Below are 18963 nucleotides of genomic sequence, written 5' to 3' on the forward strand. Positions count from 1 at the left end.
TATTTCTTTCAGTTCGAATTGTTAAAGAGCGATGTCCATGGATGGACTGAATGTCGCAAGGAGGCATGGATGCCGATGCGACTGTCTAAAATTAGCACAAGGCTTATTTAAACATTTATCCAAGAACACAAAAGTCAATAAAGAGTGCTTTCCAGCTATCTTCATTCACTGCTGTATTCTCAGCCGCTTAACTTTCAATCAGGTAATGCGTGTGGACACTTGAACAGGCCAAGCTATCGTTTAAGGAGGTGATCCAGCCCCAGGTTCCCCTAGGGCTACCTTGTTACGACTTCACCCCAGTCATGAATCACACCGTGGTAACCGTCCCCCTTGCGGTTAGACTAGCTACTTCTGGTGCAACCCACTCCCATGGTGTGACGGGCGGTGTGTACAAGGCCCGGGAACGTATTCACCGCGACATTCTGATTCGCGATTACTAGCGATTCCGACTTCACGCAGTCGAGTTGCAGACTGCGATCCGGACTACGACCGGTTTTCTGAGATTTGCTCCACCTCGCGGTCTTGCGGCCCTCTGTACCGGCCATTGTAGCACGTGTGTAGCCCTACTCGTAAGGGCCATGATGACTTGACGTCGTCCCCACCTTCCTCCGGTTTGTCACCGGCAGTCTCCTTACAGTTCCCGGCATTACCCGCTGGCAAGTAAGGACAAGGGTTGCGCTCGTTACGGGACTTAACCCAACATTTCACAACACGAGCTGACGACAGCCATGCAGCACCTGTCTCAGAGCTCCCGAAGGCACTTCAGCATCTCTGCCAAATTCTCTGGATGTCAAGAGTAGGTAAGGTTCTTCGCGTTGCGTCGAATTAAACCACATGCTCCACCGCTTGTGCGGGCCCCCGTCAATTCATTTGAGTTTTAATCTTGCGACCGTACTCCCCAGGCGGTCAACTTATCGCGTTAGCTGCGCCACTAAGACATCAAGTGTCCCAACGGCTAGTTGACATCGTTTACAGCGTGGACTACCAGGGTATCTAATCCTGTTTGCTCCCCACGCTTTCGCACCTCAGTGTCAGTATCAGTCCAGAGAGTCGCCTTCGCCACTGGTGTTCCTTCCTATATCTACGCATTTCACCGCTACACAGGAAATTCCACTCCCCTCTACTGTACTCTAGCTCAGCAGTATCAGGTGCAATTCCCAGGTTGAGCCCGGGGATTTCACATCTGACTGACTGAACCACCTACGCGCGCTTTACGCCCAGTAATTCCGATTAACGCTTGCACCCTCCGTATTACCGCGGCTGCTGGCACGGAGTTAGCCGGTGCTTCTTCTGTGGCTAACGTCAATGTATAAAGGTATTAACTTTATACCCTTCCTCACCACTGAAAGTGCTTTACAACCCGAAGGCCTTCTTCACACACGCGGCATGGCTGGATCAGGGTTGCCCCCATTGTCCAATATTCCCCACTGCTGCCTCCCGTAGGAGTCTGGGCCGTGTCTCAGTCCCAGTGTGGCTGATCATCCTCTCAGACCAGCTAAGGATCGTCGCCTTGGTAGGCCTTTACCCTACCAACTAGCTAATCCTACGCAGGCTCATCTGATAGCGAAAGGTCCTAAGAGCCCCTCCTTTCCCCCGTAGGGCGTATGCGGTATTAGCGTCCGTTTCCGAACGTTATCCCCCACTACCAGGTAGATTCCCACGCGTTACTCACCCGTCCGCCGCTCTCAAAAGTAGCAAGCTACTTTCTACCGCTCGACTTGCATGTGTTAGGCCTGCCGCCAGCGTTCAATCTGAGCCATGATCAAACTCTTCAGTTTAAATTTCGACAACCAATTACAAAAGCAATCAGCCATCTAAGTCATGCTCAAAAACGTACATCTAAATGAATTCACATATAGGTTGCTTGTCTTTGATTAAGCTTTAATGCCTAACCTGAACAAGCGCCCACACGCATTACCTGATTAATTTGTTAAAGAGCGGCTTGAGCTACCCGATGTGTTGGGCTGTTGTCTCAAGCGAGGTGCGTATTCTACCTAATATCTGACAGGAGTCAACAAGGATTTATGAGTTTTTTTAGTTTTAAATACATAAACCTAAGATGATCAAGCATTAATCAGATGTGAACTAGGAAAGGGCGTGGCAATCCGGCTTTAACAAGCTACTCAGCTTCGTCTTCAACAACCGTTTTACTAGTAATAAACCGCGACATAAACAGGCCTAGCTCAAACAGCAACCACATAGGCACTGCCAGTAAGCTCTGGGAAATGACATCCGGCGGTGTTAGCAACATACCAAACACAAAGCATACAACTACAACATAGGCTCGCTTTGCCGCGAGATTTTTGGCTGTTACAGCGCCTGACTTAATTAGCAACAGGGTTGCGACAGGGATTTCAAAAGTAATGCCGAAGGCAAAGAATAACTTCAGTACAAAATTGAGATAACTACTGATATCTGTCATGACCGCTACATTCTCAGGACCCACACTGGTAAAAAATCCGAATATAAGCGGAAAAACAACAAAATAAGCAAAGGCAATACCGGCATAAAACAGCACAATGCTCGACACCAACAACGGAATGGCAAATTGTTTTTCGTTTGCATATAAGCCCGGTGCAATAAATGACCAGATCTGATGCAAGATATATGGCATCGCCAATACTACTGCGGCCACCAGGGTTAACTTAAACGGAGCGAAGAACGGAGAGGTAACATCTGTTGCAATCATGCTAGTCCCCTCTGGCAAGAGAGCCGTCAGTGGCGCTGACATGAACAAGTACAGATCATTAGCAAAATAAAACAAACCCAGAAAAACCAGAAACACAGCCAGTACAGCTCTCATCAACCTCTGGCGCAACTCCACCAGGTGGGAGATCAACGGCTGTTCTTGTTCTTTAGTGGTGTCTGTCATGTGCTGCTTTTATCACTATCCGTTTTGGGAGATTCTGCTGTAGACGCAGCCTCAGTGGTTGGCGTTTTCTCAGCCTCACTTACTGCGTCCTCAACATCCTTGGCCGCTGCCTTGAATGGCTTGCGCATTTCACTAAGCTCTTTTTCAAGCTCTTCTTTACTGATCGCTGTGGTACGACGCAACTCTTCAACACGCAACTCTTCGCTAATTTCATGCTGAATAGCTGTGACTGAACGTTTGATGCGCCCAAGCCACATACCACAGGTTTTAACTGCAACAGGCAGCTTATCCGGCCCCAGAACCAGCAACGCAACTACGCTGACGATAAGTATTTCGGCAAAACCGATATCAAACATATGAACAGGGCTTACTTATCTGAGCCAGTCTGGGATTTTTCCTTGTCTTTTTCAGCATCAGGCACTTCGCTTTGCGAAAACTGAGCATCCTCAGTGAGTTTTTTCTTTTCCTGATCTTCCTGAGCGTCTTTGGAATCATCCTCACTCATGGCTTTCTTAAAGCCTTTAACCGCGCCACCTACATCACCACCCAGATTGCGCAATTTTTTTGTGCCAAATATAAGCACCACAATGCCAAGCACAATCACTAACTGCCATATACTGATTCCACCAAAACCCATTGTTCTTCTCCAATTATATTTATCTGACCGAGTCATCTGACCGAGTCATCTGACCGAGTCATCTGACCGAGTCATCTGACCGAGTCATCTGACCGAGTCTGATTGCAGACGACTAATCTAATCGTTAATTGTTTTGCCGTGAAGCTTTTTCTTCAAGACCCGACATATCAAAGCGTCGCGCAAGCTCTAACAACACAGCCTCATGTGTTTCACCAAGATGCGACAGCATAACCAACGAGTGAAACCATAAATCTGCTGTCTCATAGACAAGGTCGGCACAGTCACCACTCACTTCCGCATCCTTAGCTGCAAGAATGGTCTCGGTAGCTTCTTCTCCAACCTTTTCCAGTATTTTATTCAGCCCTTTGGCATGCAGACTTGCTACATAGGAGCTATCTTCCGAGGCCCCTTTACGAGCTTCAAGTATTGTTGCCAATCTATCCAGGACATCACTCATTACATCAACCCTTGTTCTTATAGATAGATCCAGGAGACTTTACTACCTGATCGGTGATCTGCCACTTTCCCTGATCATCCAGCTTTCTAAAAAAACAACTTTCTCTTCCCGTATGACAGGCTATTCCACCAATCTGTTCAATAACCAGCAAAACCACATCACCATCACAGTCGAGCCGCAACTCGTGCAGGCGCTGAATATGGCCGGACTCTTCCCCTTTACGCCAGAGCTTTTGGCGTGAACGTGACCAATAAATCGCCCGCTGCTCCTGCACGCTGAGCAACAGAGATTCACGATTCATCCAGGCAAACATCATCACACGGCCTGTTTCCAGGTCCTGTGCAATGGCAGGCACTAGCCCCTTCTCATCCCACTTGACCTCATCAAGCCATGATTCATTAATCTTCACAGCACTCTTCCATCATCTAATTCAAAGCCCGTTAGCATAGCTTAACCACCGCCACTGAACCAGTGGCAATCAAGCTCGCCACAAGCTAACCCAGCCAGCACCAGCTAGCAACCAGCCATACCAGGGCAACTGCGAAACTGCCAACTGCCACTCGGGTCGAAGCAGCATTGCTACGGTCAGTATGGCCGTAGCTCCTATGAGCAGATGCCGCCGCGTTCGTTGTTTAGCCTTAACCTTTAACTGGGCCAAGCGCTGCTGAGATTCACTGTACTGCTCGTTACGTAACGCACTTTGCTGCAGAGCATCGAACACCAACTGCGGCATTTGTGGCAGCTTTTCCAGCCATTCAGGTCCCTGCTTACGAATGTTGGCCATCGCGGCCTTCACACTCATTCGCTCTTTCATCCAGTTTTCCAGGAACGGCTTGGCGGTTTTCCACAAATCCAGATCTGGGTATAGCTGCCTACCCAGACCTTCTATATTCAGCAACGTTTTCTGTAGCAGAACCAACTGTGGCTGTACTTCCATATTAAAACGGCGCGCTGTCTGAAATAGACCGAGCAACACCATGCCGAAGGAGATTTCTTTCAGCGGTTTTTCAAAAATTGGTTCACATACACTACGTATAGCAGTTTCAAAAGCATGTACATTGGTATCTCTTGGCACCCAACCAGAGTCGATGTGTAACTGCGCTACTTGCCGGTAATCACGCTGAAAAAATGCCAGTATGTTACGTGCAAGATAACTTTGATCTTCCTCACTTAGTGAGCCGATAATGCCAAAATCCACGGCAATATATTGTGGGTTATCCGGATTATCCCGCGATACAAAGATATTACCGGGATGCATATCGGCATGAAAGAAACTATCCCGGAACACCTGGGTAAAGAAAATTTCCACACCCCGTTCAGCCAGCTTTTCCATATCAGTATGCTGCGCCTGTAACTGCTGCATATCGGCTACGGGGATACCATAAATACGCTCCATGACAAGCACATTACGGCGAGTATAGTCCCAGAAAATTTCTGGCACATAGAGAACGCTCGAACCTTCAAAATTGCGCCGGAGCTGTGAGCCATTTGCAGCTTCCTTACGCAAATCCAATTCATCAAAGATAGTTTGTTCATACTCTTCCACGACCTCGACAGGACGCAACCGGCGCCCTTCCGACCATAGATGACAGACCATCCAGGCCAGCGTATAGAGCAGTGAAATATCCTGCCGGATCACTTTATCAATACCCGGGCGAATCACTTTCACTACAACAGCCCGTCCATCTTTCAGCGTTGCCCCGTGCACCTGTGCAACTGATGCAGAGGCCATGGGATCCGCATCAAATGTCTGGAATATTTCGGATACAGAGCAACCCAATGAACTTTCAATAATCGTTCGAGCTCGAGCACTGGGAAAGGGTGGTACATTATCCTGCAAACGAGCCAGCTCAACCGCAATATCATCGGGAAGTAGATCCCGCCGCGTTGAAAGCATCTGACCAAATTTAATAAAAACAGGCCCCAGCGCTTCAAGTGCCAGGCGTAAACGTACTGCCTCAGACTGGCGTGCGGGGAAAATATAGCGCCAGGGGAGCAGATACAACATCAACCTCACCAACCAAGGCAGTGATGGATGCAAAAAAAACGTATCCAGACGATAGCGAGCTATGACCCAGCCAATTTTAATGGAACGTAACACCGGTCGCACTTAGAGACATCCTATATCGAATGGTGGTTTATTAATGATCTTCAGCCCAGCAGGGTTTTGTTGCGCCCGGTGTCTTTCGCCTGATAGAGCATTTTATCTGCTCTTGAGAACATGCTTTCAGGGGTATCGCCAGGTTGCACTTCAGTGACACCGAAAGACATAGTGATGCGAACTGGCTTACTCTGGAAATTAAACGGACTGTCTTCAATTACTTTTCTAACTTTTTCAATTGCCGTGATAGCTGAAGGCCCATCGGTTGAAGGCATGATGATAACAAATTCTTCCCCCCCGAAACGGGTCACCAGATCAATATTACGCAAGTTTTGCTGCAGTATTCTGGCCATCAGCCGCAGTACTTTATCGCCAGCCAGATGGCCGTACTCATCATTAACCTGTTTGAACAGGTCCAGATCTGCCACACACAGGGTAAATACTGTCTGATAGCGCTCCCAGCGCTCCAGTTCATTCAGTATGTGGCGGTCATAAGCATAGCGGTTAGGCAGCCCGGTCAAGGGATCGGTGCGCGCCTTCAACTGTTCTTCTTCAATCCGGTGTTTAACCTGATCGGCCTCTTTCTCCATTTGTGAGACTTTCTGTAAGAGATCCTGATAACGAGCTGTCAACTTGGCTTCACGCGCCTCTTCAGATTTTTTATGCTCATCCATAGCACGGACAATGCTCGACAGCTGACGGCTAACGGCTGTTTTCAGTTCATTAATATCCGTAGATTGTTTTACTGTACGGTTGATCTGATATACGTCATGACGTACCGTTTTATCCAACAGGTTGTTACGTTTACTGGCTTTAACTTCATCATCGTGGCTTTCATTAAGAAAGGTTTGCACATAGGCCAACTGCTGATTCAGACTAAGCAGATAGTCTTCAAAGTCCTCCCCCATATCTACCCCTGACAAGCGCATCAGCTTAATCAGATTATCCAGAATATCGGGCAGCTTTTCCGAAGCGGGATTGGATTCCAGTTGGCCGATCAGCTCATGGACTTTGGGTGCATACTCATAGGGAACGCGCAGCAACTGCACCAAATCCAGCAAACGCCCGGAGATAGAGGTTACAATAAATTCACGATTATCAGCCAGATCGCTAGAAATCTCTGCCCGCTCCTCCGGAGTCGCTGTTAGCAAGAGGCGCCGTTGATACTCCAGCAAAGTCTGTAACAAGCCAGGTATTTCATACAAATGCTCAGCATTAGATGCCAGCTTGTGGTTATATTCCGGTAGCAATGTATTAAATTCACCGGCTACATCCTGCTTTTCAATAAGCCCAGACCATTGCCGGAGTAGATCTACTAATTGTCTTACGCTATTGGAGCGAGCAGTATCCAATACGCGAATACGCTTTTCGATCTCCCTGGCTAAATTCCGTAATGATCGAACCTCAATTGTATCCAGCTTTGCCAAGAGCAGGCGTAGCGACTGATCCAGCTCTGCATCCTGCCCCTGCAGTCCGAGACTCAATTGTGATAGCACGCTTTTCAGCTGTTCCAGCAGACGCTCCGAATACTGCTCTGTTTGCTCAAGCTCCTTGGCCAGTATTTTGTATTTTTTTCGCCAATCTTCTGAGTCTGCCATTGCAGCCAGCTCCCTCAATACCACATATCGAATTTTTTACTACTATAAACCAAAAAACCGCCGCAGTGACCCCTTTACTTATGGAATCACCACAACGGTTTAGTGGTTTTATGATCAGTCCGAATTATTCGTTCAGTTCTGCTCGCTCTTTTTCGATCAGGTAGTTAACCACCTTGAGCATTTCACTATTACTCCCCGCCATCGCACCAGTAATCTGGTATTTGCCATTCACGACCATCGCGGGCACGGCTGTTATCTGATAGGCACGCAACCTTGCCTGACCCTGCTTCAGACGAGTATCTACAGCAAACGAATCGTAGAGCTTATTAAACTCATCTTCCTCTATGCCATAGGCACTGTAAAAGCCTGCAAAATCATCAACGCTGCGCAAACTTGTATTCTGCACATGCACTGCATCGAACATAGCCTGATGCGTCTCTTCCACCTTACCGCTCAATTCAGCTACATAATAGGCTCGGGCAAATGGCTCCCAATTGCGGGAGAACACCACAGGAAGGTGTTTGAAATCCAGATCCTCTGAGCTCTGTTGCTGTGCCCAACTGGACAGCATAGGTTCCAGATTGGCACAGTGTGGGCATGGATAACCAAATACAGCCACGACCTCTACCTTTTCCGGATCACTGGTAGTCACGGCTGACGGTAATTCCTGATAGTGAACTCCTGCCTCATATCCAGAATCAGTTTGCGCAATCGCGCTGGTAAATGGGATCAGGGCAAATGCAGTAACAGCAAGTAGTTTTTTTAGCATAGTTCTCTCAACTCGGAATCAGCTTAGGACAGTGACTATGACCCTGTTTGAGACACTTAGTTCTCAAGCAGGAGCAGTTTTCTGTCCGTACATCCTGTACATAAAAGGGCAGCCTTAGCCACCCTTTTTAATTTAAGCACGCATGATTCGACTAATCAGTGTAAGCCACGAATGTACTGGGCAACGGCACTCATTTCAGTATCAGACAGTTTTACAGCAATATCACGCATCATCCGGTTGGGATCATTGGCACGATCTTCAGCAGAAAACTTCTGCAACTGTAACGCGGTATACTCTGGATGTTGTCCACTCAGAGCCGGGAAGCGCGCCGGGTTATTACCCTGCCCACTAGGCATATGACAAGCGGCACAAGCAGCTACGCCCTTATCAGCAATACCCGCTTGATAAATGCTACGACCAAGCTCCAGTTGATCCGCAGCCGTTTGACCAATAGTTATGGTCTGGCTGGAGAAGTAGGCCGCGATATCACGCAGATCACGCTCAGTAAAACCATCCAGCAATCCGGTCATTTCCGGTATAACACGTGCGCCGCTGAGCTGATCCTGCATCTGCTTCAACAGGTAACGGGAATTTTGACCTGCCAGGCTCGGAAACGTCCCCATAGGACTGTTACCGTCGGCACCGTGACAGGCGCCACATACCGCAACTTTTTGCGACCCGGCAGTTGCATCGCCACCAGTGGCATGCGCCATTCCGGTGATTCCAACACTTATCAGTAAGCTGATTAGTAATTTGTTCATTGACTAGACCCAGACTCTTGCTAAAAATTTGTTTTAGTCCAGCTGCCGCATTGACCGGTGCTGACACCTCAATTGTTGCTACCCCTGACTAGAGGTTCTCTCAGTTCGCAGGTAAAATTGGCTGTATTATAAACTAATATCCTCACAAACTGGAACGCATTTGTTCTGTGTGGCGATCCTATCATAGTGAGATCCCGATGTCTGAAGCACAATCCATAATCAATTTTCACCAGGCACGCTTTTGTGTCAGTGCTGACAAACTGAACCAATGCCCAGATGACAGCTTGGCGGAAGTCGCCTTTGCTGGTCGCTCAAACGCAGGCAAATCCAGCGCAATCAATACATTAACACAAAATGGCAAATTGGCTCGAACCTCCAAGACACCTGGTCGTACGCAATTGATCAACTTTTTCGATCTCAATATTCCCGGCATTCGTATCGTCGACCTGCCCGGTTATGGTTATGCTAAAGTACCAGTCGCGATAAAAGTCCATTGGCAAAAACACCTGGATGCTTATCTGCAGCACCGTGAAGCCTTAAAGGGCCTGGTGCTGGTCATGGATATTCGTCATCCGATGAAAGATTTTGATGAAATGCTAATCAGTTGGTGTGAAAAAACCGGCATGCCACTGCATATCTTGCTGACCAAGGCCGATAAACTGACCCGAGGCCCAGCACAGAGCACGCTGCTGAAGCTTCAGGCACAATTACGCAAACGCCTGGGCGACAAGGTCACATTGCAGACCTTCTCAGCGCTGAAGAAAGAAGGAGTACCGGAACTGCGCGCCAGATTGAGCGAGTTACTGCTGGAACAGGGAACGGAAAGTGGCGCTTAATGCGCCTCATCCCAATTCAGACCGGCATCCGCCTCCACTAGCAAGGGCACTTTAAGGCTGACCGCCTGCTCCATCGTCTGCGTAACTCGTACAATAAAGTCGGTCACATCGGCTTCGGCAACTTCGAACACCAACTCATCGTGTACTTGCATGATCATTTTTGCATCAAACTGGCTCTGCTCCAGCCAGTTATCCACATCAAGCATCGCCTGCTTAATAATGTCCGCAGCCGTACCCTGCATCGGCGCATTAATCGCCGTACGCTCAGCCGCTTGACGACGCATGCCATTTTTTGAGTTAATCTCCGGCAGATAGAGACGACGCCCGAGCAAGGTTTCCACATAACCCTTTTCATGCGCCAGCTCCCGCGTTTCATCCATGTAACGCTGCACACCTGGATAGGTAGCGAAGTAGTGATCGATATACCGCTGGGCATCGTTACGTCCCACCCCTAACTGACGCGCCAGACCAAAGGCCGACATACCATAAATCAGCCCAAAGTTAATGGCTTTGGCACTGCGACGCTGCTCGGTAGACACCTGTTCCAGCTCGACACCAAAGACTTCAGCGGCAGTTGCCCGATGGATATCCTCTCCTTTGGCAAACGCCTGCAGCAAACCCTCGTCACCCGACAGGTGAGCCATGATACGCAGCTCAATCTGGGAATAGTCAGCGGCCACAATACGATAGCCCTCAGGCGCAATAAATGCCTGGCGAATCCGCCGGCCTTCCTGGGTCCGAATCGGAATATTCTGCAGATTGGGGTCCGATGACGACAAGCGCCCAGTGGCAGTGACGGCCTGATGATACGAGGTATGAATACGCCCGGTATCCGGATTGATCATCAGCGGCAGCTTATCGGTATAGGTTGATTTCAGCTTACTCAAACCACGATGCTCAATAATCACTTTGGGCAAAGGGTAGTCCAGGGCTAGCTCCTGCAACACCTCTTCTGCCGTGGAAGGCGCTCCTTTAGGAGTTTTTTTACGTACCGGAATCCCCTGCTTCTCAAACAAGATCACCTGAAGCTGTTTAGGTGATCCCAGATTAAAGGGCTCACCGGCCAGTTCAAAGGCTTGCTGCTCCAGCTCCTTGAGCCTGATCTCTAATTCCCGGCTGTGCTTGGATAGCAGCGTGGCATCCACACGAGCACCATTGCGCTCGATCTTTGCCAGCACCGGAATCAGCGGCACTTCCAAGCTGTCAAGTAACTCGGCAAGACGACCTTCCTGCGCCAGTTGCCCCGTCATCCTCTGATGTAGGCGCAGGGTGATATCGGCATCTTCAGCGGCATAGGGCGTGGCAATATCGAGATCAACCTGATTAAAGGTAAGCTGGTTTTTACCCTTACCGGCAACCTCTTCAAAACTTGTTGTTTTAAAGCCCAGATAGCGGTCGGCCAGACTATCCATATCATGCCGTCCTGCCGTGGAATTCAACACATAAGATTCCAGCATGGTGTCCGCCACAACCCCTTGCAGCTTGATGCCATAGCGCGCCAGCACATTCATATCATATTTGATGTGCTGACCTACCTTGGGTCGCTGTGGATCTTCCAACAGCGGTTTGAAGCGCTCCAGCACCTGATTACGGTCCAGTTGAGCCGGGGCTCCCACATAATCATGCGCCAGTGGCAGGTAGGCCGCTTCACCGGGTTTAATCGCAAATGACAAGCCAACCAGCTCGGCTTGCATATAATTCAGGCTGGTGGTTTCGGTATCCAGGGCAAACAGTTCGGCTGTCTGCAAACGGGCTAACCAACTTTCCAACTCATCCCAGCTCAGAATCACCTGATAATCGGTTTCCATTACCGGCTGCTGAGACGCTTCCACAGCAACGCTCTCTCCAGCTTCCAGCTCTTCAATCCAGCTGCGAAACTCAAACTCACGAAAAAGCGCTATTAGTGCGGCGGTATCGGGCTTCGGACAGGGAATATCTTCCAGTTTTATATGCAGCGGCACATCCGTCTTGATGGTCGCCAGCAAATAGGATAGCTCAGCTTCCTTGCGATGAGCTTCCAACTTCGCTGCCATACTTTTGGCGCCACGAAATGGCAGGTCGGCAATCTGATCCAGATTCTGGTAAAGCGCTTGAATACCGCCGATGCCCTGTAACAGTGCCAACGCGGTTTTTTCACCCACGCCCGGCACGCCTGGAATGTTATCCACCTTGTCGCCCTGTAAGGCTAGCAGATCAATCACCAACTCAGGAGGAATACCAAATTTTTCCTTCACCCCAGCCACGTCCATGCAGGTATCGGTCATGGTATTGATCAGGGTGACATGCTCATTGACCAACTGCGCCATATCCTTATCGCCAGTCGAAATAATCACCGGACGCTGCTTTTCTGTGGCTTCACGTGCCAGCGTGCCAATCACATCATCAGCTTCCACGCCCTCCTCAACCAGCAGCTCTATCCCCATCGCCCGGACAATATTGTGTATCGGCTCAACTTGAACGCGCAGATCATCCGGCATCGAAGGACGATGCGCTTTGTATTCAGCAAACAGCTCATCACGAAAGGTTTTACCCTTGGCATCAAAGATGACAGTGACCGGGCTCTGTGGATACTGCTTCAACAAACTACGCAGCATAGAGGTCACAACCCGAACGGCACCGGTCGGAAAGCCATCCCGAGTACTCAGGTTTGCCTGCTGTGAGGCAAAAAAAGCACGGTATAAATAGGAGGAGCCGTCGACTAGAATAATAGGGAGATGCTGTTCACTCATGAAATTTTCCGTTTTGCTGGTTGCCGTGATTAGTGTCAGGGTTCACAATCATAGCAAATTAAATCATTTAACTTATGAGAAAAGCGCCATGCTTAAAAAACTCTTACTCATTGCTCTGCTCAGCGGCCTTCCGTTAGGCATGGTCAATGCACAGGAAGACCAGCTCAACCCTGAGCCGGAAATCACCATCACCCATGATGGCGAAGCCACTTATTATGAATACCGAGTTGGCGGAATACTTAAAGAAATCAAAGTTGTACCTGTAGTAGGCGAACCCTACTACCTGGTGCCTCAAGGCGAATCAGGCGAGTTAATACGCGCAGGAGAGCCCACAGTTCTTACACCTAAATGGGTTCTGTTTAGCTGGTAGGAAGCATTGTTGTGGCCGTTTATACTCCTGTTACATCTGCTGAGCTTAGCCAGTTGCTGGCTGACTTTGATCTTGGCACCCTCAGCCACTTCGAAGGCATTGAGGGTGGCATAGAGAACACTAATTACTTCGTGACCCTGTTGCTCCAGGGTCAAAAAAAGGAGTACGTACTTACTATCTTTGAGGAACTTTCATTCGAAGAAATGCCGTTCTTTGTTGAACTGGGTCACTGGTTAGCAGAACGCAATATTTCAGTACCCTATGCCATACGAGACCGTAATGGCATTGCGCTTAAGCAACTCAAAGGTAAACCCGCCTTTCTGCAGCCTCGTTTTTACGGTGCGGATGTTCCGGCAGCGCAATTGCGCCCGCATCACTGTTTTCAGATAGGGGAAGCCTTGGCGCGTTTTCATCTGGCTGGCAGCGATTTCTATCTGAAACGACAAGCGCATCGTGGGATCTTATGGTGGCGCCGTGAAACACAAGCCATCGCCCATCGCTTAAGTTCTGACGATGCCGATCTGCTGCAACAGGAAGTTTTAGCCTTTGACAGACTGCGGGAAGCCAACTGGGATCTGCCAACAGGTGTCATTCATGGAGATTTATTTCATGATAATGCCCTGTTTCTGGATGACAGGCTGGAAGCAATTCTCGATATGTACAATGCGGCTACGGCCTACCAACTCTATGATCTGGCCATCGTTGCCAACGACTGGTGCAGCCGCCCGGATTGCAGCATTGATACAGAGCGGGAAAGTGCCCTGTTGGAGGGCTATGCTCAGATTCGTGCCTTCACGGCCGATGAAGCCCGTGCCTGGCCCATTCTGACACGCACTGCCGCCATGCGCTTCTGGCTTTCACGCCTGATTCCCTGGTTAGGCATTGCGCAGGCTTCACGCCAGGGGGGCGATATGAAATTGAAAGATCCGCAGCAGTACAAAAACATACTGTTATCACGCCTGAATACCCCGGCAAAACTAGGTTAAACCCGATACTAGCGTAAAGAGAACTGATGGACGTTACCCACATTATTGACTCACTCAACGATGCCCAGCGTAGTGCAGTCACCGCGCCGGTGCAAAACCTGCTGATACTGGCCGGTGCCGGGTCCGGTAAAACACGTGTGCTGGTGCATCGCATTGCCTGGCTGATTGAGACCGAAGGCCTGTCACCCTATTCGATTCTGGCGGTCACCTTCACCAACAAGGCGGCTCGTGAAATGCGTGGCCGTATTGAACAGTTGCTAGGGATCAACACCCAAGGTATGTGGGTGGGCACATTTCACGGGCTGGCACATCGTCTGTTGCGTGCGCATTGGAAAGATGCTGGGCTGCAGGACAACTTCCAGATCATGGACAGTGACGACCAGCTACGCTTGATTAAGCGGCTGTGCAAGGAACAGAATCTGGATGACAGCCGTTGGCCACCCCGGCAAATGCAGTGGTTTATCAATGCACAAAAGGATGAGGGTCTGCGCAGTCGACATATTGAACGTACCGGCGACCCTTACCAACGCACCATGATTGATCTCTACCAGGCCTATGAAGAAGCTTGTGATCGTGGCGGTATGATCGACTTTGGTGAACTGCTACTGCGCTCACTGGAACTGCTGCGTGATCGTGCTCCGGCCTTACTGAAACACTACCGCGAGAGATTCCGTTATGTCCTGGTGGATGAATTTCAAGATACCAATGCCATCCAGTACGCCTGGCTAAGGCTGTTATGTCAGGGCGAACAAAAGCTCATGGCCGTGGGTGACGACGACCAGTCCATTTATGGCTGGCGTGGCGCGCGGATTGAAAATATCCAAACCCTGAGCGACCACTTTCCGGGTACTGATACCATTCGCCTGGAACAAAACTACCGCTCAACCCAGGCCATACTGAAAACCGCCAATGCGGTGATTCAAAACAATGCCGACCGGCTGGGTAAGCAGCTTTGGACCGAAGGCAGCGAAGGAGAGCCGGTCTCCCTCTACAGCGCCTTCAACGAACAGGATGAAGCGCGTTTTATTGTTGATCAGATCAGCAAGTGGATAGAACATGGCAACCGTCGTGATGAATGTGCCATTCTCTATCGTTCCAACGCTCAGTCCCGTGTGATGGAGGAAGCCCTGATCCGCTCAGGGGTCCCCTACCGCATCTATGGTGGACAGCGCTTTTATGACCGGTTGGAAATCAAGAACGCCCTTGCCTATCTGCGTCTGATCGCCAACCGCGATGACGACACCGCCATGGAACGGGTGATCAATGTGCCCACACGTGGCATAGGTACACGCACCATAGAGCTGGTGCGTGAGCGTGCGCGTCAGGAAGGCATCTCCATGTGGCGAGCCGCCAATGAAATTATCGAAATGAAGCAGTTACCCGCCAGGGCAGGGAATGCACTGCAAGGGTTTCTGGATCTCGTTAATCAAATCACTACTGACACCCACACCCTCAGCCTGCATGAGCAAACTGACATGGTGATCAAGGCCGCCGGATTAATCGAGCATCATGAAAAAGAAAAGGGTGAAAAAGGTCAGTCACGCATAGAAAACCTGGATGAGCTGGTCACCGCTACCCGGCAGTTTGCCAGCCAATGGGAGCGTGACAACCAGGATGAAAATATCACCCTGCTGGCAGCATTTCTCGATCAGGCGGCACTGGATGCTGGCGAAGCTCAAGCAGACAGCCATGCGGACAGCGTACAACTCATGACCCTGCACTCAGCCAAAGGACTGGAGTTTCCACTGGTGTTTCTGACAGGAATGGAGGAAGGTCTGTTCCCGCACAGCATGTCGGCTGAAGAACCAGGACGTATGGAGGAAGAACGTCGACTCTGTTATGTCGGCATCACCCGTGCCATGCAGAAGCTCTACCTGACGCTGGCCGAATCCAGGCGTTTGCATGGCCAGGAAAAGATCAATCGTCCATCGCGCTTTATCCGCGAGATACCCGATGAACTGATTGAAGAGGTTCGTCTTAATTCCAGTGTCAGACGCCCCTACTCCAGCGGACGATCCGACCAGCAAAGCAGCCTGTTTGGCAGTCACAACAGTCTGTCAGTCAGTGAAATCAGTGGCACACCCCTCAGCCTGGGTCAGCGCGTGCTGCACCCGAAGTTTGGCGAAGGGATGGTGGTTAACTTCGAAGGCTCCGGGCCCAAAGCTCGTGTCCAGGTGAATTTTGACGACGAAGGCAGTAAATGGCTGGTCGTAGGTTTTGCTAAGCTGGAAACCCTCTAATGGAGTGGCTGTTGCCAGAGCAGCTTAGCTCATTGCATGCCCTGTTACTGGTCCTTTCCGCCGGGGTGACATCGGCCGTTACCGCCAGCATGGGTGTAGGGGGCGGCATATTACTCCTGGCGATCATGGCTGTCATCATGCCTGCGGCTGCCATTATCCCGGTGCATGGCATGGTGCAACTGGGTTCTAACCTCAACCGGGTAATCATGACGATAACCCATGTTGACTGGCGCTTGCTGGCGGCCTTCGCCCCTGGCTCAATCCTAGGCGCCTGGCTTGCCAGCCTGTTTCTGGTACAACTCCCTACCAGCACGCTGCAACTAACCATCGCCGGTTTCATTCTGTTTCTCTGCTGGGGCCCCAAAATTCCACCCATGGCTTTGGGACGTACAGGCACCTTCGTGGCAGCCAGTATCACCAGCTTCATCAGCATGTTTGCCGGAGCCTCCGGTCCACTGGTCGCAGCCTTCGTCAAGCAACAGCATGTCGGTGACCGCTTTCGAACCGTTGCCAACTTTGCCGCCTGCATGAGCCTGCAACACTTACCCAAGGCCGTTGTGTTCGGCGCGGCCGGATTTGTCTTCAAAGATTGGCTTGGGCTAATGCTGTTAATGATCCTCAGTGGTGCTGTAGGTACCTGGATGGGTCTGCACCTACTCAAACGCATCAGCAACCAACACTTCACCTTGATCTTTAACTGGCTACTCACGCTACTGGCGATTCAGCTAGTCTGGCAAGCGCTCGCCTAATCAAACACAAAACTAAATCATTTGCATTTACATAAAAGCGCAGATAAGCTGTGACACCTTAATACAACTCACCAGCCAGCCCCCTACGCCAGCCCGTGACTGACTTGATCTCTGATGATGAAGGAGTTGAAGGATGCGTTTTCAGGGCCATACAACGGCTGTCAAAGCTGTTGAACCGATTAAAACACTTGCCACTCGTCTAGATCTGCTGGCCCAGTGTCATCAGTGGCGCCCTGCCAGCAAGCGGCTCCAGTCGCTATTGCACACCGCGGATAGTCTGACGACGCCATGATATTCAAAGAACCTCAGGCTCGTGATGCCTTGGGCCTGCTCTACAGCCAGAACCGCCAATGGTTGCTGGGCTGGCTGTGCAAGCGCCTGGGCTGTAGTCAAAGAGCCTCCGACCTGTTACAGGACACATTTGTACGTCTGCTTAAACGCGATGAGTGGTCACAAGCTCAAGAGCCACGAGCTTACCTGATGACCGTCGCTAAACGGGTACTGATCGACCACTGGCGGCGTGAGCGCATTGAACAGGCCTATCTCGATGCTCTGCAACAACTACCCGAGGCAGAAGCGCCGTCACCCGAGACTCATCATCAATTGCTGGAATTACTGGTAGAAATCGACCGTCGCCTGGATGGTCTACCCGCTCTGACACGCCAGGCTTTTTTGCATGCCCAGTTGGATGGCATGACTTATAGCGAAATTGCCCTGGCCCTGGGCATGTCGGTCAGCAGCGTCAAACGTCACCTGATTCGTGCCACCAGCCGCTGTTATTTCCCTGATTTGACAGGCTGATCATAAGATGAATTCTCCACCACCAACCATCCCGGAAAGTGTTGCTCGTGATGCAGTCGAGCTACTGCTGGACTGGCAAATGCAGGCGGAGCCCGACTGCTGGGAGCGTATTCGTCGCTGGCGTGCGGCACATCCCGACCACGAACGCGCCTGGCAACAGATTGAAACCACTCAGCAGCAGCTGTCTGTCCTGTCCCCTGCAACAACCAGGCTGGCTCGTAACACCCTAAGCACTGGTCGACAAAGCCGTCGACGTTCCCTGAAGGTCATGGCATTGCTTTGCATGGGCGCAAGCAGCGGTTGGTTGATCAGTCGTCAGCCAGGAATCACCCTCGGACAGGATCAACACTTCACGGGTACCGGAGAGCAGCTTGAACTACAATTGCCCGGTGGCAGCCAAGTACAGCTGAACAGCCGCACGGCCATTCGACTAAGCTACAATCAACACCGCACCCAGATACACTTGCTGCAGGGTGAAATTTTCATTCAGACCGCCGCCCCCCCTGCAGAACCCCCTCGCTCTCTGCTAATCACCACACAGCAGGGCGTTCTGACACCGGTGGGAACCGCTTTTAATGTGCGCCAGCTGCACGAAACCACCCAGGTGGCGGTACTCGCAGGGCAAGTACGGCTGATCCAGGGGCCGGTGCAGCAACCTCATCTGATTCCCACTGGCGAAACACTGCTTATCTCCAACACGGCGTTAGTCTCACAAAGCCAGGTAACACCTGCAGACACCGCCTGGAGACAGGGCATGCTGATTGCAGAAGGTATGCGCCTGCAACAGTTCATAGATCAGTTATCTAGGTATCATCAAGGCATTATCCGGCTGGACCCGACACTGGCAGAACTGAGAGTATCCGGTAGCTACCCCATCCAAGACACCCGAAGGGTGCTCGAAAGCCTGAGCCATAGCCTGCCGATTCGGCTTGAACAGCGCTCCCGTTACTGGATTACGCTGCGCCCTGCAGGATACTCCGGATGAAGTTTAAAAAACATGGACTGATTTTCATTCTCAAACGTCAAGGTAGGTATATGACGTTTTATTGAGGATGTT

At 50.5% G+C, this 18963-nt stretch carries 18 protein-coding genes and 1 rRNA gene; 8 read left to right on the forward strand and 11 right to left on the reverse strand.

The window, feature by feature from the left end; genetic code table 11:
• Positions 1 to 241: 241 nt before the first annotated feature.
• From F5I99_RS17885 to F5I99_RS17930, 10 genes are all read right to left on the reverse strand, one after another.
• A 16S ribosomal RNA gene (locus tag F5I99_RS17885) occupies positions 242 to 1778 on the reverse strand.
• A 341-nt stretch (positions 1779 to 2119) separates the two neighbouring features.
• A complete protein-coding gene (tatC, locus tag F5I99_RS17890; protein WP_151058405.1) occupies positions 2120 to 2872 on the reverse strand; it encodes a twin-arginine translocase subunit TatC in 753 nt (250 codons plus the stop codon).
• Entirely contained in the window at positions 2869 to 3228 is a 360-nt protein-coding gene (gene tatB / locus F5I99_RS17895; protein WP_151058407.1) for a Sec-independent protein translocase protein TatB, read from the reverse strand. The genes tatC and tatB overlap by 4 nt, the downstream gene beginning before the upstream one ends.
• A gap of 11 nt (positions 3229 to 3239) precedes the next feature.
• Positions 3240 to 3545, reverse strand: a complete 306-nt coding sequence (gene tatA, locus F5I99_RS17900; RefSeq protein ID WP_407670310.1) for a Sec-independent protein translocase subunit TatA — start codon at positions 3543 to 3545, stop codon at positions 3240 to 3242.
• A gap of 88 nt (positions 3546 to 3633) precedes the next feature.
• Positions 3634 to 3966, reverse strand: a complete 333-nt coding sequence (locus F5I99_RS17905; RefSeq protein ID WP_151058409.1) for a phosphoribosyl-ATP diphosphatase — start codon at positions 3964 to 3966, stop codon at positions 3634 to 3636.
• 4 nt (positions 3967 to 3970) lie between these two features.
• A complete protein-coding gene (gene hisI / locus F5I99_RS17910) occupies positions 3971 to 4369 on the reverse strand; it encodes a phosphoribosyl-AMP cyclohydrolase (protein ID WP_151059341.1) in 399 nt (132 codons plus the stop codon).
• 75 nt (positions 4370 to 4444) lie between these two features.
• Entirely contained in the window at positions 4445 to 6076 is a 1632-nt protein-coding gene (gene ubiB, locus F5I99_RS17915; protein ID WP_151058411.1) for a ubiquinone biosynthesis regulatory protein kinase UbiB, read from the reverse strand.
• A gap of 41 nt (positions 6077 to 6117) precedes the next feature.
• The gene (locus tag F5I99_RS17920; protein WP_151058413.1) at positions 6118 to 7665 is read right to left on the reverse strand and encodes a GGDEF domain-containing protein; all 1548 of its coding nucleotides are present in this window, start codon (positions 7663 to 7665) and stop codon (positions 6118 to 6120) included.
• Between the two features lie 124 nt (positions 7666 to 7789).
• Positions 7790 to 8434, reverse strand: coding sequence for a thiol:disulfide interchange protein DsbA/DsbL (locus F5I99_RS17925; protein WP_151058415.1), 645 nt, complete (start codon positions 8432 to 8434; stop codon positions 7790 to 7792).
• 155 nt (positions 8435 to 8589) lie between these two features.
• Positions 8590 to 9195, reverse strand: coding sequence for a c-type cytochrome (locus F5I99_RS17930; RefSeq protein ID WP_151058417.1), 606 nt, complete (start codon positions 9193 to 9195; stop codon positions 8590 to 8592).
• Positions 9196 to 9392: 197 nt separating this feature from the next.
• On the opposite strand from F5I99_RS17930, the gene yihA reads away from it, so the two are divergent.
• Positions 9393 to 10031, forward strand: coding sequence for a ribosome biogenesis GTP-binding protein YihA/YsxC (gene yihA / locus F5I99_RS17935; protein WP_151058419.1), 639 nt, complete (start codon positions 9393 to 9395; stop codon positions 10029 to 10031).
• On the opposite strand, the gene polA is transcribed toward yihA, so the two are convergent.
• Positions 10028 to 12760, reverse strand: coding sequence for a DNA polymerase I (gene polA / locus F5I99_RS17940; RefSeq protein ID WP_151058421.1), 2733 nt, complete (start codon positions 12758 to 12760; stop codon positions 10028 to 10030). The genes yihA and polA overlap by 4 nt on opposite strands.
• An 88-nt stretch (positions 12761 to 12848) precedes the next feature.
• On the opposite strand from polA, the gene F5I99_RS17945 reads away from it, so the two are divergent.
• From F5I99_RS17945 to F5I99_RS17970, 7 genes are all read left to right on the forward strand, one after another.
• Complete coding sequence (locus F5I99_RS17945; protein WP_151058423.1) at positions 12849 to 13130, forward strand: DUF2782 domain-containing protein; 282 nt, start codon at positions 12849 to 12851, stop codon at positions 13128 to 13130.
• Positions 13131 to 13141: 11 nt separating this feature from the next.
• A complete protein-coding gene (locus tag F5I99_RS17950) occupies positions 13142 to 14116 on the forward strand; it encodes a homoserine kinase (protein ID WP_151058425.1) in 975 nt (324 codons plus the stop codon).
• A gap of 26 nt (positions 14117 to 14142) precedes the next feature.
• Positions 14143 to 16356 carry a DNA helicase II gene (gene uvrD / locus F5I99_RS17955; protein WP_151058427.1) on the forward strand — a complete coding sequence of 738 codons (2214 nt, stop codon included), beginning with the start codon at positions 14143 to 14145 and terminating at the stop codon, positions 16354 to 16356.
• A complete protein-coding gene (locus F5I99_RS17960; RefSeq protein WP_151058429.1) occupies positions 16356 to 17105 on the forward strand; it encodes a sulfite exporter TauE/SafE family protein in 750 nt (249 codons plus the stop codon). The genes uvrD and F5I99_RS17960 overlap by 1 nt, the downstream gene beginning before the upstream one ends.
• 133 nt (positions 17106 to 17238) lie before the next feature.
• Entirely contained in the window at positions 17239 to 17397 is a 159-nt protein-coding gene (locus F5I99_RS19480; RefSeq protein ID WP_191905894.1) for a hypothetical protein, read from the forward strand.
• Positions 17394 to 17906, forward strand: coding sequence for a sigma-70 family RNA polymerase sigma factor (locus F5I99_RS17965; protein ID WP_151058431.1), 513 nt, complete (start codon positions 17394 to 17396; stop codon positions 17904 to 17906). The genes F5I99_RS19480 and F5I99_RS17965 overlap by 4 nt, the downstream gene beginning before the upstream one ends.
• A 7-nt stretch (positions 17907 to 17913) precedes the next feature.
• Positions 17914 to 18891 carry a FecR domain-containing protein gene (locus F5I99_RS17970; protein WP_151058433.1) on the forward strand — a complete coding sequence of 326 codons (978 nt, stop codon included), beginning with the start codon at positions 17914 to 17916 and terminating at the stop codon, positions 18889 to 18891.
• Positions 18892 to 18963 lie beyond the last annotated feature (72 nt).

The organism is Nitrincola iocasae (genome assembly GCF_008727795.1).
GTDB classification, from domain to species: domain Bacteria; phylum Pseudomonadota; class Gammaproteobacteria; order Pseudomonadales; family Balneatricaceae; genus Nitrincola; species Nitrincola iocasae.

Excerpts from the sequence above, each read along its gene's own strand:
- tatC (WP_151058405.1), bottom strand. The coding sequence starts at position 2,872 with ATGACAGACACCACTAAAGAACAAGAACAGCCGTTGATCTCCCACCTG.
- tatB (WP_151058407.1), bottom strand. The coding sequence starts at position 3,228 with ATGTTTGATATCGGTTTTGCCGAAATACTTATCGTCAGCGTAGTTGCG.
- tatA (WP_407670310.1), bottom strand. The coding sequence starts at position 3,545 with ATGACTCGGTCAGATAAATATAATTGGAGAAGAACAATGGGTTTTGGT.
- F5I99_RS17905 (WP_151058409.1), bottom strand. The coding sequence starts at position 3,966 with ATGAGTGATGTCCTGGATAGATTGGCAACAATACTTGAAGCTCGTAAA.
- F5I99_RS17920 (WP_151058413.1), bottom strand. The coding sequence starts at position 7,665 with ATGGCAGACTCAGAAGATTGGCGAAAAAAATACAAAATACTGGCCAAG.
- F5I99_RS17925 (WP_151058415.1), bottom strand. The coding sequence starts at position 8,434 with ATGCTAAAAAAACTACTTGCTGTTACTGCATTTGCCCTGATCCCATTT.
- F5I99_RS17930 (WP_151058417.1), bottom strand. The coding sequence starts at position 9,195 with ATGAACAAATTACTAATCAGCTTACTGATAAGTGTTGGAATCACCGGA.
- yihA (WP_151058419.1), top strand. The coding sequence starts at position 9,393 with ATGTCTGAAGCACAATCCATAATCAATTTTCACCAGGCACGCTTTTGT.
- polA (WP_151058421.1), bottom strand. The coding sequence starts at position 12,760 with ATGAGTGAACAGCATCTCCCTATTATTCTAGTCGACGGCTCCTCCTAT.
- F5I99_RS17945 (WP_151058423.1), top strand. The coding sequence starts at position 12,849 with ATGCTTAAAAAACTCTTACTCATTGCTCTGCTCAGCGGCCTTCCGTTA.
- uvrD (WP_151058427.1), top strand. The coding sequence starts at position 14,143 with ATGGACGTTACCCACATTATTGACTCACTCAACGATGCCCAGCGTAGT.
- F5I99_RS17960 (WP_151058429.1), top strand. The coding sequence starts at position 16,356 with ATGGAGTGGCTGTTGCCAGAGCAGCTTAGCTCATTGCATGCCCTGTTA.
- F5I99_RS19480 (WP_191905894.1), top strand. The coding sequence starts at position 17,239 with ATGCGTTTTCAGGGCCATACAACGGCTGTCAAAGCTGTTGAACCGATT.
- F5I99_RS17965 (WP_151058431.1), top strand. The coding sequence starts at position 17,394 with ATGATATTCAAAGAACCTCAGGCTCGTGATGCCTTGGGCCTGCTCTAC.
- F5I99_RS17970 (WP_151058433.1), top strand. The coding sequence starts at position 17,914 with ATGAATTCTCCACCACCAACCATCCCGGAAAGTGTTGCTCGTGATGCA.